The 13,929-nt window shown below is 62.6% G+C and carries 15 protein-coding genes; all 15 read right to left on the minus strand.

The genetic code is table 11. The features are described 5' to 3' along the window. Positions 1 to 32 precede the first annotated feature (32 nt). The gene (locus LAN37_01550; GenBank protein ID MBZ5645890.1) at positions 33 to 737 is read right to left on the minus strand and encodes a hypothetical protein; all 705 of its coding nucleotides are present in this window, start codon (positions 735 to 737) and stop codon (positions 33 to 35) included. Then, positions 734 to 1,642: an ABC transporter ATP-binding protein gene (locus LAN37_01555; protein MBZ5645891.1), complete on the minus strand. Its 909-nt coding sequence runs from the start codon at positions 1,640 to 1,642 to the stop codon at positions 734 to 736. The genes LAN37_01550 and LAN37_01555 overlap by 4 nt, the downstream gene beginning before the upstream one ends. 270 nt (positions 1,643 to 1,912) lie before the next feature. Next, positions 1,913 to 2,224, minus strand: a complete 312-nt coding sequence (locus LAN37_01560) for an ATP synthase F0 subunit C (GenBank protein MBZ5645892.1) — start codon at positions 2,222 to 2,224, stop codon at positions 1,913 to 1,915. A 153-nt stretch (positions 2,225 to 2,377) separates the two neighbouring features. Further along, entirely contained in the window at positions 2,378 to 3,109 is a 732-nt protein-coding gene (gene atpB, locus LAN37_01565; GenBank protein MBZ5645893.1) for a F0F1 ATP synthase subunit A, read from the minus strand. A 12-nt stretch (positions 3,110 to 3,121) separates the two neighbouring features. Further along, positions 3,122 to 3,547, minus strand: coding sequence for an ATP synthase subunit I (locus LAN37_01570; protein ID MBZ5645894.1), 426 nt, complete (start codon positions 3,545 to 3,547; stop codon positions 3,122 to 3,124). A 90-nt stretch (positions 3,548 to 3,637) separates the two neighbouring features. Beyond that, positions 3,638 to 3,856 (minus strand): AtpZ/AtpI family protein, encoded by a 219-nt coding sequence (locus LAN37_01575; protein MBZ5645895.1) that lies wholly within the window; start codon positions 3,854 to 3,856, stop codon positions 3,638 to 3,640. Positions 3,857 to 3,991: 135 nt separating this feature from the next. Next, positions 3,992 to 5,548: an NADH-quinone oxidoreductase subunit N gene (locus LAN37_01580; GenBank protein ID MBZ5645896.1), complete on the minus strand. Its 1,557-nt coding sequence runs from the start codon at positions 5,546 to 5,548 to the stop codon at positions 3,992 to 3,994. 2 nt (positions 5,549 to 5,550) lie between these two features. Further along, positions 5,551 to 7,212: an NADH-quinone oxidoreductase subunit M gene (locus LAN37_01585; protein MBZ5645897.1), complete on the minus strand. Its 1,662-nt coding sequence runs from the start codon at positions 7,210 to 7,212 to the stop codon at positions 5,551 to 5,553. A gap of 59 nt (positions 7,213 to 7,271) precedes the next feature. Continuing rightward, on the minus strand, positions 7,272 to 9,389 hold the full coding sequence (gene nuoL, locus LAN37_01590; GenBank protein MBZ5645898.1) for an NADH-quinone oxidoreductase subunit L: 2,118 nt from the start codon (positions 9,387 to 9,389) through the stop codon (positions 7,272 to 7,274). 24 nt (positions 9,390 to 9,413) lie between these two features. Continuing rightward, entirely contained in the window at positions 9,414 to 9,716 is a 303-nt protein-coding gene (nuoK, locus tag LAN37_01595) for an NADH-quinone oxidoreductase subunit NuoK (protein MBZ5645899.1), read from the minus strand. A gap of 120 nt (positions 9,717 to 9,836) precedes the next feature. Next, positions 9,837 to 10,283, minus strand: coding sequence for an NADH-quinone oxidoreductase subunit J (locus tag LAN37_01600; protein ID MBZ5645900.1), 447 nt, complete (start codon positions 10,281 to 10,283; stop codon positions 9,837 to 9,839). Between the two features lie 59 nt (positions 10,284 to 10,342). Further along, on the minus strand, positions 10,343 to 10,804 hold the full coding sequence (locus tag LAN37_01605; GenBank protein MBZ5645901.1) for an NADH-quinone oxidoreductase subunit I: 462 nt from the start codon (positions 10,802 to 10,804) through the stop codon (positions 10,343 to 10,345). Continuing rightward, positions 10,801 to 12,084: an NADH-quinone oxidoreductase subunit H gene (locus LAN37_01610; protein MBZ5645902.1), complete on the minus strand. Its 1,284-nt coding sequence runs from the start codon at positions 12,082 to 12,084 to the stop codon at positions 10,801 to 10,803. The genes LAN37_01605 and LAN37_01610 overlap by 4 nt, the downstream gene beginning before the upstream one ends. Positions 12,085 to 12,094: 10 nt before the next feature. Next, positions 12,095 to 13,270: an NADH-quinone oxidoreductase subunit D gene (locus LAN37_01615; protein ID MBZ5645903.1), complete on the minus strand. Its 1,176-nt coding sequence runs from the start codon at positions 13,268 to 13,270 to the stop codon at positions 12,095 to 12,097. Beyond that, positions 13,271 to 13,924 carry an NADH-quinone oxidoreductase subunit C gene (locus LAN37_01620; protein ID MBZ5645904.1) on the minus strand — a complete coding sequence of 218 codons (654 nt, stop codon included), beginning with the start codon at positions 13,922 to 13,924 and terminating at the stop codon, positions 13,271 to 13,273. Positions 13,925 to 13,929: the final 5 nt, after the last annotated feature.

The raw sequence follows: 13,929 nt of genomic DNA on the forward strand, positions 1-13,929 counted from the left end.
TACTTTGCAAATTGCACATTACAAATCGTACTTTACTCGACCGCCACTGCGACATCCCTCGTCGAGAAGATCATCGCCGCCAGCAGCCAGAAGCCTGCCGCCTCGAGCACGGCGATCAGGATCAATGTCCACGAGGGATGCCAACTGAGCGCGATCGAATTCTCCGTGATCATTGCCCCCAGCGTATAGACCGGCAGCGAATCCAGCCAGATGGGCGCCAGCGCACGGGCCAGAGCCACGGGGAGGATGATGAGCACGCCCGTAGCGGCGGTCGCCACGATCGGCGGCAGGAAGCTGGCGAAGAAGAGCGCGACCGCGGCGGTCAGCAGCGCCGTAACCAGCGCCACCAGCATCATGATGCTGAGTTGTGCCGCGGAGCCGCGTCCGCGCAGCATCCACAGGCCCCCGGCCCAGATCACGAAGCAGTACAGCCAGATGATCGCCTGCGCTCCGGCCAGCAGCCCGGCGATGTACTGCGCCCGCGTCACCGCTTTCGAAAGCACCGAGAGCATCCGCCGCGACTTGCGTTCGTTGTGGATCGCCGACACCGCCAGAAACCCGCTGAAGATGATGGCGTAGATCGCCTGCTGCTTGAGGACGAAAGCCATGTCGTCCAGCGTGGTGTCGTGGAACAGGCCGAAGAACAAGGACGTGACCAGGGCATAGGCGACCAGCAGGATGCAGATCAGCCGCTGCTCCCGCGCGAAATTCCCCGCAATCAGCAGCACCGCCCTCACGAGCGTCCCTCCTCGCCCGAGGTCAACTCGACGAAGATCTGCTCCAGCGACTTCTTCTCCGGGTAGAGGGAGACCACTTCGCCGCCCAGCGACCAGACCTTCTCCAGCACAGCGCGCTGCTCCGATGCCGCAACAGTGAACCGCACCAGCCCGTCGACAGCTTCGGCGCCGGCAAACGCTGAGGCGGAGATTCCCCGAGCGGTGACGCGCAACTTCTCGCGCGATTCCAGCAGCTCCGAGGTGCGGCCGGAGCGCGCGATCCGGCCGCGATGCAGGATCGCGACCCGGTCGCAGATCAACTCGATCTCCGACAGCAGGTGCGAGCTGAGGAACACGGTCTTCCCCGCTTGCTTGGCGGCCAGCAGGAGCTCGCGGACGGCGATGCGCGCCAGCGGGTCCAGCGCCGCGGTGGGCTCGTCCAGGATGAGCAGCTCCGGATCATTCACCAGCGCCTGTGCCAGCCCGACCCGCTGCAGCATGCCCCGGGAAAACTTGCCCACGTTGCGGTCCGAGTCGGAGTCGAGCTCCAGCGTCTCCAGCACCTCGCGGGCACGCTGTGCCAGGTGTGGGTCGTGCAGCCCGTTCAGTGCGCCGTAGAAGCGCACCAGCTTGAGTGCGGGACGGTGGTAAAGTGCGACGTTCTCGGCCAGGAATCCGACGCGGGCGCGGGTGGGCGCGTGTCCGAAGGGCCGCCCGAGCATCCGCCCGGAGCCGCGGCTGGGGCGCATGAATCCCAGCGCCAGATGGATGGCCGTGGTCTTCCCCGCTCCGTTGGGACCGAGAAACCCGAAAATCTCGCCCGCTTCGATCGTCAGAGAGAAATCGTCGAGCGCCCGCACGGTCTGGCCGCGGAAAAAGGAGCGATACAACTTCGAAACCCGGTCGAATTCGAGGACGGCAGGCATCCGCCGATGGCACCTTCAGGCCGTAGAGCTTCCACGCAACATCTTAATCTCCGCTCCGGCGAAACCGGTCCTTTGTGCGTCTTCGTGTCCGTTGTGATCAATTCTTGTTTTCCGATCCCGGCGATGTCGGCGATCACCGGATCCCGGCGATTTCCTCTGTGTCCTTTGTGTTGAGCTTTTTCTTCCAATTATCCGATCACTCAATTACCCGATTACCCAATGAAGAAAGCCTCCGCCGCAGCGGAGGCTTGGAACTCGAACCGGGTCTCGTCACTTCACTTTGGCGAAGATGATCACCAGGGTGTAGAGGGCCAGGGATTCGATCAGCGCCAGGCCGAGAATCAGTGAGAGCTGGATACCCGGGCGGGCGGCTGGATTACGGGCCAGCCCTTCGCAGGCGGCGGCTGTCGCCCGCGACTGGCCGATCCCGCATACTGCGGAGGCGATCGCCATGGCGAAGCCGGAAGTGATGGCCACCCAGTTCGTTCCCGCCGCGGCGGCAGGCTCACCCTGGGCGTACACGGGCATGGCAAAGCATAGCGCCGCCATGACCAGGAAGACGTACATCATCGTTTTGCGCATTGGTGTTGCTCCTTCTATGAATCGCCGCCAGTGGGTGGTTGACGTCATCCTCGTGCAGACGCCCTCACGCTTGCGGCAGTTGTCAGTACCCAGTACTCAGTTCCCTTCGCCGTCTTTAACTGAGTACTGAGTACCGAGTACTGAGTACTTGAATCAGTGCTCTTCCGCCACTGCTCCCGCCAGGTACACGGTGGTCAGTAGCACAAAAATATATGCCTGCAAGAACGACACGCCGATGTGCAGCCCCAGGAAGATGATCGGGACTCCCACCGGCACCAGGGAGAAGAAAACCAGGGTCACCATGTCGCCCGCGAAGATGTTGGCGAAAAGACGGATGGTGAGCGACAGCATGCGGGCGCTGTGGCTGATGAGCTCGATGGGGATCATTAGCGGCGCCAGCAGCGGCATCGGCCCGGCAAAGTGCTTCAGGTAGTGCAGCACGCCCTGCTTCCGCATGCCCGAGAAGTTGTAGTACGCGAAGGCGCAAATGGCGCACCCCAGCGGCACCGATGGATTCGCGGTGGGCGATTCGAACGCCGGCAACAGGCCGAGCAGGTTGCAGCCCAGGATGAACAGGCCCAGCGTCACCAGGAATGGCGTGTAGGCCTCGCTGTGATGGCCGATGATCTCCTGGCTCTGGCCCTGGACGAAGCCGTGGATGCCCTCCATCACGTGCTGCAGCCCGCCCGGGCTCTCCACCGACAGGCGCGAACGCACCAACAGGAAGAACCCCACCAGGATCAGCGCCACCAGGATCTCCATGGCCACGAAGTTGGAGATGGGCGCTTCCGGATGCTGGGGATGGATACCGAGGGCGTTCAGGAGCGAGAGGGCGATCCCGCCGAAAAATTTGTTTAGCAGTGCTGTGAACGGCAGTTGTTCCATATCAATGCCCAGCTACTCCCCGCGGCGCACCGCCACGTATAACTCGTACACTGCCTCGATCAGGATTGCCGCGACCGGGAGAAACAGGCCCGCCAGGAGCCCGTAAAGACTGGCTAAAGAAACTCTGAATATAACATACGCAGCCCCCGCGACCAACAGGTAGCGGAACAGAAACCGGCCTACTATCCCCTTGCTGGACTGCGACTTACCGGTAGTGGCGGCACGCTCGACCAGGGCGCTGGCCACCGTCTTCAGCCAGTGGAAATTGAGCATGGCGATGGCGCATCCCACGGCGAACCCTGCCGCTACGATGCCCCCAAAGCGGAGATAGGCGCCTCCCGTCAGCGAGATCCCCAGCACCACCATCAGGCGGACGATCCGCCCGTAGGCGCCGGAGTAAAAATCCTCGGATCTCTGCGAGATGGTTTCTTCGCCCACTGATACCGATTGTAGAAGAGTACCCAGTACTCAGTACTCAGTTCGAATCGCCCGGTCTTAGCTGAGTACTGAGTACCGAGTACTGAGTACTCACTCTTTCCTTTCGGCGGCGAGGACCGTTCTTATGAGCTGCACAAACCCCGCCACGATCCCCAGGATCAACCCGACGAGATAGATCCACGTGGTGTGCAGCCACTTGTCCAGCGCAGCTCCGATCAACCACCCGACGAAGGTCGCTGCGGGCAACAGGACGCCGAGCTCGACGAAGCGGCTCGCCTGCAGCCACGCGTTCTTCTTGTCCTCGGGCATCTAAGAGAATTTAACCGCAGAGGCCGCAGAGCACGCAGAGAAAAATGATTCGCAAGAACTTCTCTGCGATCTCTGCGTTCTCTGCGGTAAAACAAGAAGCGCGGCCTAAGCCGCGCTCTCGGAGATTGGTCTAGACTAGCGCACGTTCTGCGCCACGGACGCCGCCGTTTGCGCGATCCCGATGCTCCAGTTCGTTAGCCGGATGAAAACATCAGGCAGGAGCCCGATGCCGATCGTGGCTGCGGCGGTGATGGCCAGCGCCGCGCCCATTCCGGGCGAGATGTGGACCGGCTCCGTGTCCACCGCCGGTCGCATCAGCATCGCGTTGGTGACCCGCAGGTAGTAATACATCGCCACCGCAACGTAGAGCACGGCAATCGAAGCCAGCCCATAGTGTCCGGTCTCGATCAGCGACAGGAAGATGAAGTACTTTCCGTAGAACCCGGCCAGCGGAGGAATGCCGGCCAGCGACAGCAGGAACACCACCATCAGCATCGCTTCCACCGGCGCCTTGAAGTACAGGCCCGCGATGTCGTCGATCTCGTCACCGATGATCTCCCGCCGCCGCAGCGACGTCAGCACCGCGAACACCCCCAGGTTCATGAACGTGTACACCATCAGGTAAAACAGGATGCCCTTGATCCCGGTGGCGCTGGGGCTATAGGCGTCGCCCGCGATCAGGCCCAGCAGCATGTAGCCGACGTGGGCGATCGAGGAGTAGGCGAACAGGCGCTTGAGATTGGTCTGTGTCAGCGCCGCCAGGTTGCCGCCGGTCATGGTGGCGATGGCCACGAACACCAGCAGGGGCAGGTAGAGGGGCCGAACCGCCGGCAGCGCCCAAAGGAAGATCCGCAGCAGCAGCGCCCAGGCCGCCGCCTTGCCCGCCACCGACATGAATCCGGTGATCGAGGTTGGCGCGCCCTCGTACGCGTCCGGCGCCCACTGGTGGAAGGGCACCGCGGCGATCTTGAAGAATAGCCCGACCGACGTGGTCAGCAGCGCCAGGATCACGATCGGGCTGTGCGGATTGTTCCGCAGGACGCGGCCCAGCATCCCCGCGATGACGTTCAGGTTGGTGCTCCCCGACAACCCGTACAGCAGCGACAGGCCGTAGGCGAAGATCCCCGAGGAGAATGCCCCCAGCAGCAGGTACTTCAGCGACGCCTCGTTCGAGCGCTTGTCGCGCCGCAAGAATCCCACCAGCACGTAGGTCGAGAGGGCCATCAGCTCCAGGCTGATGAACAGCATGATCAGGTCCATGCCCATGGCCATGCCCATCATGCCGATGACGGAGAGCAGGATCAGCGCGTAGAACTCCCCATGGCTCTCGTTCTCGATCTCGAGATACCTCACCGACATCAGGATGGTGATCGCCGCTCCGGCCAGGAACAGGTAGCAGAAGTACATGGCGAAGGGGTCCATGCGCACTGCGCCGCCGAAGCCGCGCAGGAACGCTCCGAGCGGCACTCCCTGGCTGGCCATCGCGTTGTACGGAACGTGTATGCGCGTGATGAGTGCGACTGTGGCGAAGGCGAGGCCGATCAGCGCCGTGACCGCGTTCAACCGCTTCCATTCCGCCGGCAGCATCAGATCGATGAGCAGGATGCCCAGCGCGAACATCGTCAGCAGCAGGATGGGCAGTGCGAGCGTGTAGTCGGAGCTGGCGAAAAAATTGGAGAAGCTACCTGGCATCGCTACTTCCTCGCGGTGACGCGGTTCGGATTCGGAGCTGCCTGCGCCTGCTCCGCCATGCCCGGCGTCTTCACTGGCGCGGTGGCCGCAGCATGCTCTTCATGCTGGACCCTCGCCTCCGCCGGCCCCGGTTTGGGCAACTCTCGATGCAGCTGGTTGTACACGATGTTGTTCACCGGCTGCTCCAGGATCTGGAAGAACGGCTTGGGGAACAACCCGATCCAGAACGCCAGGATGACGAGCGGCACGAAGGTGACCACCTCGCGCGGCGTCAGGTCGTGCAGCTTCTCGTTTTTCGGATTGTTGACCGGGCCGAAGAACACGCGCTGGTAGAGCCACAGCAGGTAAGCCGCTCCGAGGACCACGCCCAGCACGGCCCACGCCGCCCACACCCGTCCGCTGTACCCGGCGATCATCGGCTCCATGAAGGTGCCTTGCAGGATGGTGAACTCTCCGATGAACCCGTTCAGCAGCGGCAGGCCCATCGACGACAGGAACATGATCAGCGTGATGGTCGCGTACACCGGCATGCGGTTCGAGACGCCCCCGTACTCCGCGATCTCGCGTGTGTGCCGCCGCTCGTACAGGATGCCGACGATCAAGAACAGCGCGCCCGTCGAGATCCCGTGATTGACCTGTTGCAGCACCGACCCGCTCAGCCCCAGCGGGTTCAGCGCGAAGATGCCCAGGGTGCAGAAGCCCAGGTGGCTGACCGACGAGTACGCCACCAGCTTCTTCATGTCCTTCTGCATCAGCGACACCAGCGCGCCGTACACGATGCCGATCACCGACAGCACCATCATCCACAGCCGCATCGAGTCGCTCATCGCCACCTTGGGGAACAGCGGCAGCGAGAACCGTACCAGCCCGTACGTCCCCATCTTCAGCAGGACGCCGGCCAGGATCACCGAGCCCGCCGTGGGCGCCTCCACGTGCGCATCCGGCAACCAGGTGTGGAACGGGAACATCGGCACCTTGATGGCGAAGCCGACGAAGAACGCCAGGAACAGCAGCGTGGCCGCCGTGCCCGTGATGTCGGGCGCCGTCTTGTAGATCTCCGTCACGCTGAACGTGTACACACCGGTCTTGGCCTGGTGGTTGAAGTACAGGTACAGGATGCCCAGCAGCATCAGCACCGAGCCCACCAGCGTGTAGAGGAAGAACTTGATCGCCGCGTAGAGTTTCCGCGGGCCGCCCCAGATGCCGATCAGCAGGTACATCGGCACCAGCATCACTTCCCAGAACACGTAGAACAGGAAGAAGTCCAGCGACATGAACACGCCGAGCATCCCCGTCTGCAGCACCAGGAACCAGACGTAATATTCCTTCACCCGCTCTTCAATCGCCGTCCACGACGACAGGATCGAGACCCACCCCAGCAGCGTGGTCAGCATGATCAGTAGGAAGCTGATGCCGTCGATGCCCAGGCTGTACTCGGCGCCGATCGACGGGATCCACGTCGTCCGCTCCATGAACTGGAAGCCCGGCTGACCTTTTACCGCCCAGAACCACGGCACCAGCGGCAGCGACACCACCAGGCCGGCGAAGGCGAAGATGTTCGCCACCCAGCGGATGACGTTTTTGTTGTCCTTCGGAAGAAAAAGGAGCACCAAGGCGCCCACCAGCGGCGTAAACAGCACGATCGAGAGGATGTGGTTGTACATAAGTTCTCAGTTCTCGGTTATCAATTCTCTGTCGCGACGCCCATCAGGGCGTCTCGAATTCACCGCGCCAGGTAATACACGACGAATCCCAGTAATCCGATCACCATCACGAACGCATACCACTGCACCAGGCCCCACTGCACCAGGCGCGACACGTACGAGCCGCCCAGCGTCAGGATCGGCACCGTGTGGACGCCGACCCCGTCTACCACCCACTTGTCGAACCACATCGAGACACTTGAGGTAAAGCGCGTGAACCACCCCGCGCCGTTCACCCCGCCGTCCACGAAGTTGGCATCGAACTTCCACGCCGCCTCGCCCAGTCCCATCGCGCCCAGGCGCACCGGGCCCAGCGAGCGGCGTCCGGTGAAGGCGTAATCGTAGGCCTCGTCCACGTACCACTTGTTGAACAGCACCTGGTAAACGGGAGGCGCGATCGCGTCGATGGGCTCGCGGTAATCCTTCTCCGCCTTGCCGTAGGAACGCTTCGCCAGGCCCCACCCGGCAAACGCCGCGCCCACCGAGAGCAGCATCAGCAGGTACTCGGTGTTGTCGTGCTTGGGCGCTTCAGCCGTAGCCGCTGCGGCATGCGCTTCACCCTCCGCCGCAGCCTCGCGAGCGAACACCGGCTCCAGGTATTTCTCGAAACGATTGGAGCCGCCCAGCGCCGGCGACACTCCCAGGAATCCGGCCAGCACCGAACCGGCCGCCAGCACCACCAGCGGCCCGGTCATGGACTTGGGCGACTCGTGGATGTGGTGCTCCACCTCGTGGTCCACCCGCGACGGGCTCCAGAAGGTCAGATAGATAAGCCGGAACATGTAGAACGAGGTCATCACCGCGGTGGCGAAACCGATGACCCACAACGCGCGGAAGGCGCCGTTCTCCGCCGACCACGCCTGCCACAGGATCTCGTCCTTGGAGAAGAAGCCGGCCAGCGGCGGCACGCCGGCGATGGCCAGCGTCCCTACCAGCATGGTCTTGAAGGTGGTCGGGATCTTCCCTGCCATCGCTCCCATCTTCTGCATGTTCTGCTCGCCGGAAAGCGCGTGGATCACCGAACCGGAGCCCAGGAACAGCAGCGCCTTGAAGAAGGAGTGCGTGAACACGTGGAACACCCCGGCGGCGAACGCGCCCACACCCAGCGCCAGGAACATGTACCCGAGCTGCGACACCGTCGAGTAGGCCAGTACGCGCTTGATGTCGTTCTGCACCAGGCCGATCGAGGCCGCGAAGATCGCCGTCACCGCGCCGATGATCGCCACCACCTTCATCGCTTCCGGCGCCAGCACGAACAGCGCGTTGGAACGCGCCACCATGTACACGCCCGCGGTCACCATGGTCGCCGCGTGGATCAGCGCCGAAACTGGCGTCGGGCCTTCCATCGCGTCCGGCAGCCAGACATACAGCGGCACCTGCGCCGACTTGCCGCACGCTCCTACGAACAACAGCAGGCAGGCGGCGGTGATGACCGGGTCGCCCGTCTGGAAGTGTCCGCTGCGCGCCAGTTCGTTCACCACCGTGTACTTCACCGACCCCAAGTACCAGGCGATGGTGAACATTCCCATCAGGAAGCCGGCGTCACCCACGCGATTGACTATGAATGCCTTGTTGGCCGCGGTCGAGGCCGAATGTCTCAGGAAATAAAAGCCGATCAGCAGGTAGGAACAGAGACCCACGCCCTCCCACCCCACGAACATCATGGCGTAGTTGTTCCCCAGGACCAGGGTGAGCATGGCGAACATGAACAGGTTCAGATAGCCGAAGAAGCGGTAATAGCCGCCCTCGTGCCCCATGTAGCCGATGCTGTAGATGTGGATCAGCATGCCCACGCCGGTCACGAACAGCAGCCAGATCGCCGACAGCGGATCCAGCAGGAACCCGGCCTCGGCCTTGAAGTTGGCGAATTTCGCGTCGCGCGTGGCGTAGCCCAGGTTGCCGGTGTCGCTGCCCAGCCAGGTGTACATCACCTTCTCGAAGGGCTTGCCGTGGTTTGCCGCCGAGTAGTCGCTGAGCTGCCACACCGCGCCGCAGGCCATCAAGAACGACAGCACTACCACGCCCACGCAGATGACGCTCACCGCCCGCTTCGACACCTTCCGGCCGAAGAAAAACATCATGGCCGCCCCGAACGCCGGCAGCAGCGGAATCACCCATATGTACTCTAAGAAGAACATTTCGTTTTTCTCACCAGCTACTAGCTACCACTTGAGCAGATCGATATCGTCGGCGTTCACCGTCTCTTTGTTCCGGAAGAGCGCGATCAGGATGCCCAGCCCCACCGCAGCTTCCGCCGCCGCGTCGGTGATCACGAAGACCGAGAACACCTGTCCTTGCAGGTTGTACAGCCGCGAGAACGCCACCAGGTTCAGGTTCACCGCGTTCAGGATCAGCTCGATGGACATCAGGATGATGACGATGTTGCGCCGCGTCAGCACCCCGATGGTGCCGATGATGAACAGCGCCGCCGCCACCACCAGGTAATGTAAGGTCGTGATCTCCATCTCTTCTCTTCCTCTGCGCCCCTCGTGCCTACCCTTGCGTCCTTTGCATTGAGCTTTTGCTTCTCAATTCCTCAATTCCCCAATTACCCGATTACTCAATTACCCAATTACGCAATCCGCCTAGATCCTCTTCTTCGCCATCACCACCGCTCCCACGATGGCCACCAGTAGCAGCAGCGACGCTATTTCGAAGGGCAGCAGGTAGTTCCGGTACAGCATCAGTCCGACGTCCTGGGTATTGCTGCTCTCCGACATCACCACGTTCTTAGTCGGGAAGATGGCGCTTCCTCTCGCGTACACCGCCACGAACAGCGCGCCCAGCGCCAGCGCCGCCAGGACACCGGCCAGCCACTGTTTGTTGAACTGCTCCTCCACCATGGTCCGGTCGATGTTCACCAGCATGATCACGAACAGGAACAGCACCATGATTCCGCCGACGTAGAGGATGATCTGCACGGCAGCGACGAACGGCGCATACAGCATCAGGTACAGCCCGGCTAGCGACAGCAGCGTGAAGATCAACGAGATCGCCGAGTGCACCGCGTTGCGCCGCGTGATCACCAGCATCGCGCTGACCACCGCGATCCCCGACAGAAAGTAAAAGAAGAACGGCGTGGCGACTGGGTTCATTTCACGTACACCGTCGGTTCCGGCCCCTTCTCCAGCCGCTCCCGGTCCAGGATCAGACCCTCGCGGCTGTACAGGGCGATTTCGAAGTCCTGGGTGAGCTCCAGCGCATCGGTCGAGCAGGCGTCCTCGCACAGCCCGCAGAACATGCAGCGGCCCAGGTCCACCGTGTAGCTGGTCATCTTCTTGCGCTTGCTCACCGGGTCGCGCTCGCTGGTGACCTTGATCAGCTTCTCCGGGCAGGCCAGCGCGCACAGGTCGCAGGCGATGCACAGCGTTTCCCCCGTCTCCGGGTTCACGTTCAGCCGGTGCAGACCGCGATACCGCTCCGCGATCTGCGGACGCTCCATCGGATATTGCTCCGTGTAGATCTCCTTCGGATGCTGGTAGCGGAACGTGACCGACATCCCCTCGATCAGGTCCACCAGCAGGATGTGGCGTAAGAATTGCGAGACGCTCATTTCAGTATCAGTCCTGCCGCCGCTGTAAGAATAAGGACGGCGATGCCGGTCGGGATCATGAACTTCCATCCCAGCTTCATCAGTTGATCGAAGCGATACCGCGGGAACGTGCCCCGGTACCAGATGTACAGATACATGAAGACGGAGACTTTGAGGATGAACCAGTAGATGTCCTCGATGCGCACCCGCACCGGCGGGATCAGAAGCACCAGCCCGATCAGCGCCAGTACCGCGCCGAATCCGCCCAACCCCAGCTTCTGAATCTTGAACGCGGGATGGGTCGGCATGCGCACGAAGGTGCGGAAGGTCAGCCCCGCCAGGAAGAAGAAGGTCAGCGCCGGAAAGCAGGAGAACGCCACGTCCCAGGTCGATCCGCTCAGCCAATGCGGGAACGGACGCATCCAGCCTCCCAGCCACAGCGTCACCGCGATCGAGGAGACCGCGACCATCGCGGCGTATTCACCCAGCATGAAGAGCGACCATCGCAGGCCGGAGTATTCCGTGTGGAAGCCGGCGGTCAGCTCCGATTCCGCCTCCGGCAGGTCGAAGGGTGTCCGGTTGGTTTCGGCCACCATGGCCACGGCGAAGATAAAGAATGCAATCAGCCCCAGCGGGAAGAACTTGAAAATGAACCAGGTCTCTTGTGCGTACTGCGCCTGCACGATGCCGATCATGCTCAGCGTGCCCGTGCCCTCGGTGCCGAAAAGCCACTTCTTGTCCACCTGCGGCGTAAGGCTGGTCATCAGCACCGCCGAGACCACCGCCATTCCCATCGCAATCTCGTACGACACCATCTGCGCGCTGGAGCGCAGAGATCCCAGCAGCGGATAGTGCGAGTTCGACGCCCAGCCCGCCATGATGACTCCCAGCGTCGTCATCGAACTCACCCCGAGCATGAACAACAGTCCGATGTTCATGTCGGTGACCGCGTGCGTCCGGCCGAACGGCACCACGATGTACGTCGTGAAGGCCACCGTCACGATCACCACCGGCGCCAGCCAGAACACCAGCTTGTCCGCCTGGTCCGGGATGATGTCTTCCTTGGTCAGCAGTTTGATGGCGTCGGCGATCGGTTGCAGCAGCCCGTGCGGGCCCACCCGCATCGGCCCCAGACGCACCTGCATGTGCGCCAGCACCTTGCGCTCGATCCAGTTCATCGCCATCACGATCAGCGACACGCCCGCGAAGATGATCAGGATGTAGACCAGCGCCCACAGCTGGTTCCCCGCCTCCCCGGGCGTCACGTTCTGACTCAAATATCCAGTGATGTAATCCAGCATGATTGTTCCGCTACCGGTCTACTTCGCCGAGGACGATGTCGAGCGTTCCGATCACCGCTACGACATCTGCCACAAGCTGTCCCTTCACCATCACGTCCAGCGCCTGCAGGTTCACGAACGATGGTGGACGCACCCGCACGCGGTACGGCTGTGTCGACCCGTCGCTCACGATGAAGTATCCCAGCTCGCCCTTGGGCGCCTCGATCGAGTGGTAGATCTCGCCCACCGGCGGCTTGATCACCTTGGGCACTTTGCCCATGATTGGTCCTTCCGGGATCGAGTCCACCGCCTGCTCGATGATGCGCAGCGACTGCCGCATCTCCGCGATCCGCACCATGTACCGGTCGTACGTGTCGCCGTTCTGGCCGGTGGGGATCTCGAACTCGAAGTTCTTGTACGCGGCGTACGGTTGCGCCTTGCGGATGTCCCACTTCAGCCCGCTGGCGCGCAGCACCGGTCCCGTGACTCCCAGCGCGATGCAGTCCTTCGTCGAGATCACTCCCACGCCTGTCGTGCGTTCCACCCAGATGCGGTTGGTGGTGAGCAACTGCTCGTACTCGCCGATCTTCGGGGCGACGAACTTGCAGAAGTTCTTCACGTCGGCCTCGAAGCCGTCGTAGGTCTCGTACAGGCAGCCCCCGATGCGGAAGGCGTGTGTCGTCAGCCGCGCCCCGCAGTATTTCTCGAAGATCTTCAGGATCTCTTCCCGGTCGCGGAAGGTGTAGAACAGCGGCGTCATCGCCCCGATGTCCAGCGCGTGCGTGCCCAGCCAGAGCTGGTGGCTGGCGATCCGGTTCAGCTCCGTCAGGATCGTCCGCACCCACGCGGCTCGCGGCGGCGCTTCGATGTTCAGGATCTTCTCCACCGCCTCGCAGTACCCCAGCCCGTTCGACACCGCCGCCACGTAGTCCATGCGGTCCACGTAGGGATTGAACATCGCGTACGTGCGGTTCTCCGCGATCTTCTCCACCCCCCGGTGCAGGTAGCCGATCACGCACTCCGTGCCCAGCACCTTCTCGCCGTCCAGCTTCAGGATCACGCGCAGCACCCCGTGCGTGGACGGGTGCTGCGGGCCCATGTTGATGATCAGCTCGCTGGCATCGAGTACCGTCCTCTCGGACGCAGGCGCTTTCTCCAGGTGCTCCAGCGCCAGCGGGTTCTGTTCGCTCTTGAAGATGTCCGCCATTTACTGTCCGCTCTCGATCCCGAGGTTGATCTTCACCCACTCCTGGTCCTGCTGGATGATGCTGTGGTCCTTGCGCAGCGGGTGGCCCTTCCATTCGTCCGGCAGCAGGATGCGCCGCAGGTCCGGATGCCCTTCGAAGCGGATGCCGAACATGTCGTAGCACTCGCGCTCCAGCCAGTTGGCCGCCGGCCACAGCGGCACGGCGCTTGCCACCGCCTCGCCCTCCTTGAGCTGGGTCTTCACCCGCATGCGCTCGTTTTTCGGAAACGAGTACAGGACATAGACGATGTCGAACTGCGTCTCCTCGCGCTTGGGGTAGTGCACCGCGGTGGCGTCCACCAGGTAGTCGAACTGCTCCTCGTCGCGCATCGCGCGCAGGACTTCGTGCACGATGGACTTGTCCACCACGACGTAGTTCTGCCCCAGGTAGGTGCTGGCTTCTTTGACCCCCGAGCCGTACTGCTTTCTCAGTTTGGCGACGCGCTCGTGCTCCCATGGCGTCGGTGTCGGGCCGGCTGGTTTCGCCGGAGCGGCTGGCTTCGCGGCGGCGGGCGCCGCTGCCGGCGGAGGAGTTGCTGGCTTGTCTCCCGGCGCGGCTGCGCCGGGCTGTGAGGGAGAGACGGGCTGCCCTTTCTCTTTGCTTTCTTCCGTCATAGTTC

The sequence above is a fragment of the Terriglobia bacterium genome (genome assembly GCA_020073495.1).
In the GTDB taxonomy this organism is placed as follows: Bacteria; Acidobacteriota; Terriglobia; order Terriglobales; family Acidobacteriaceae; genus JAIQFD01.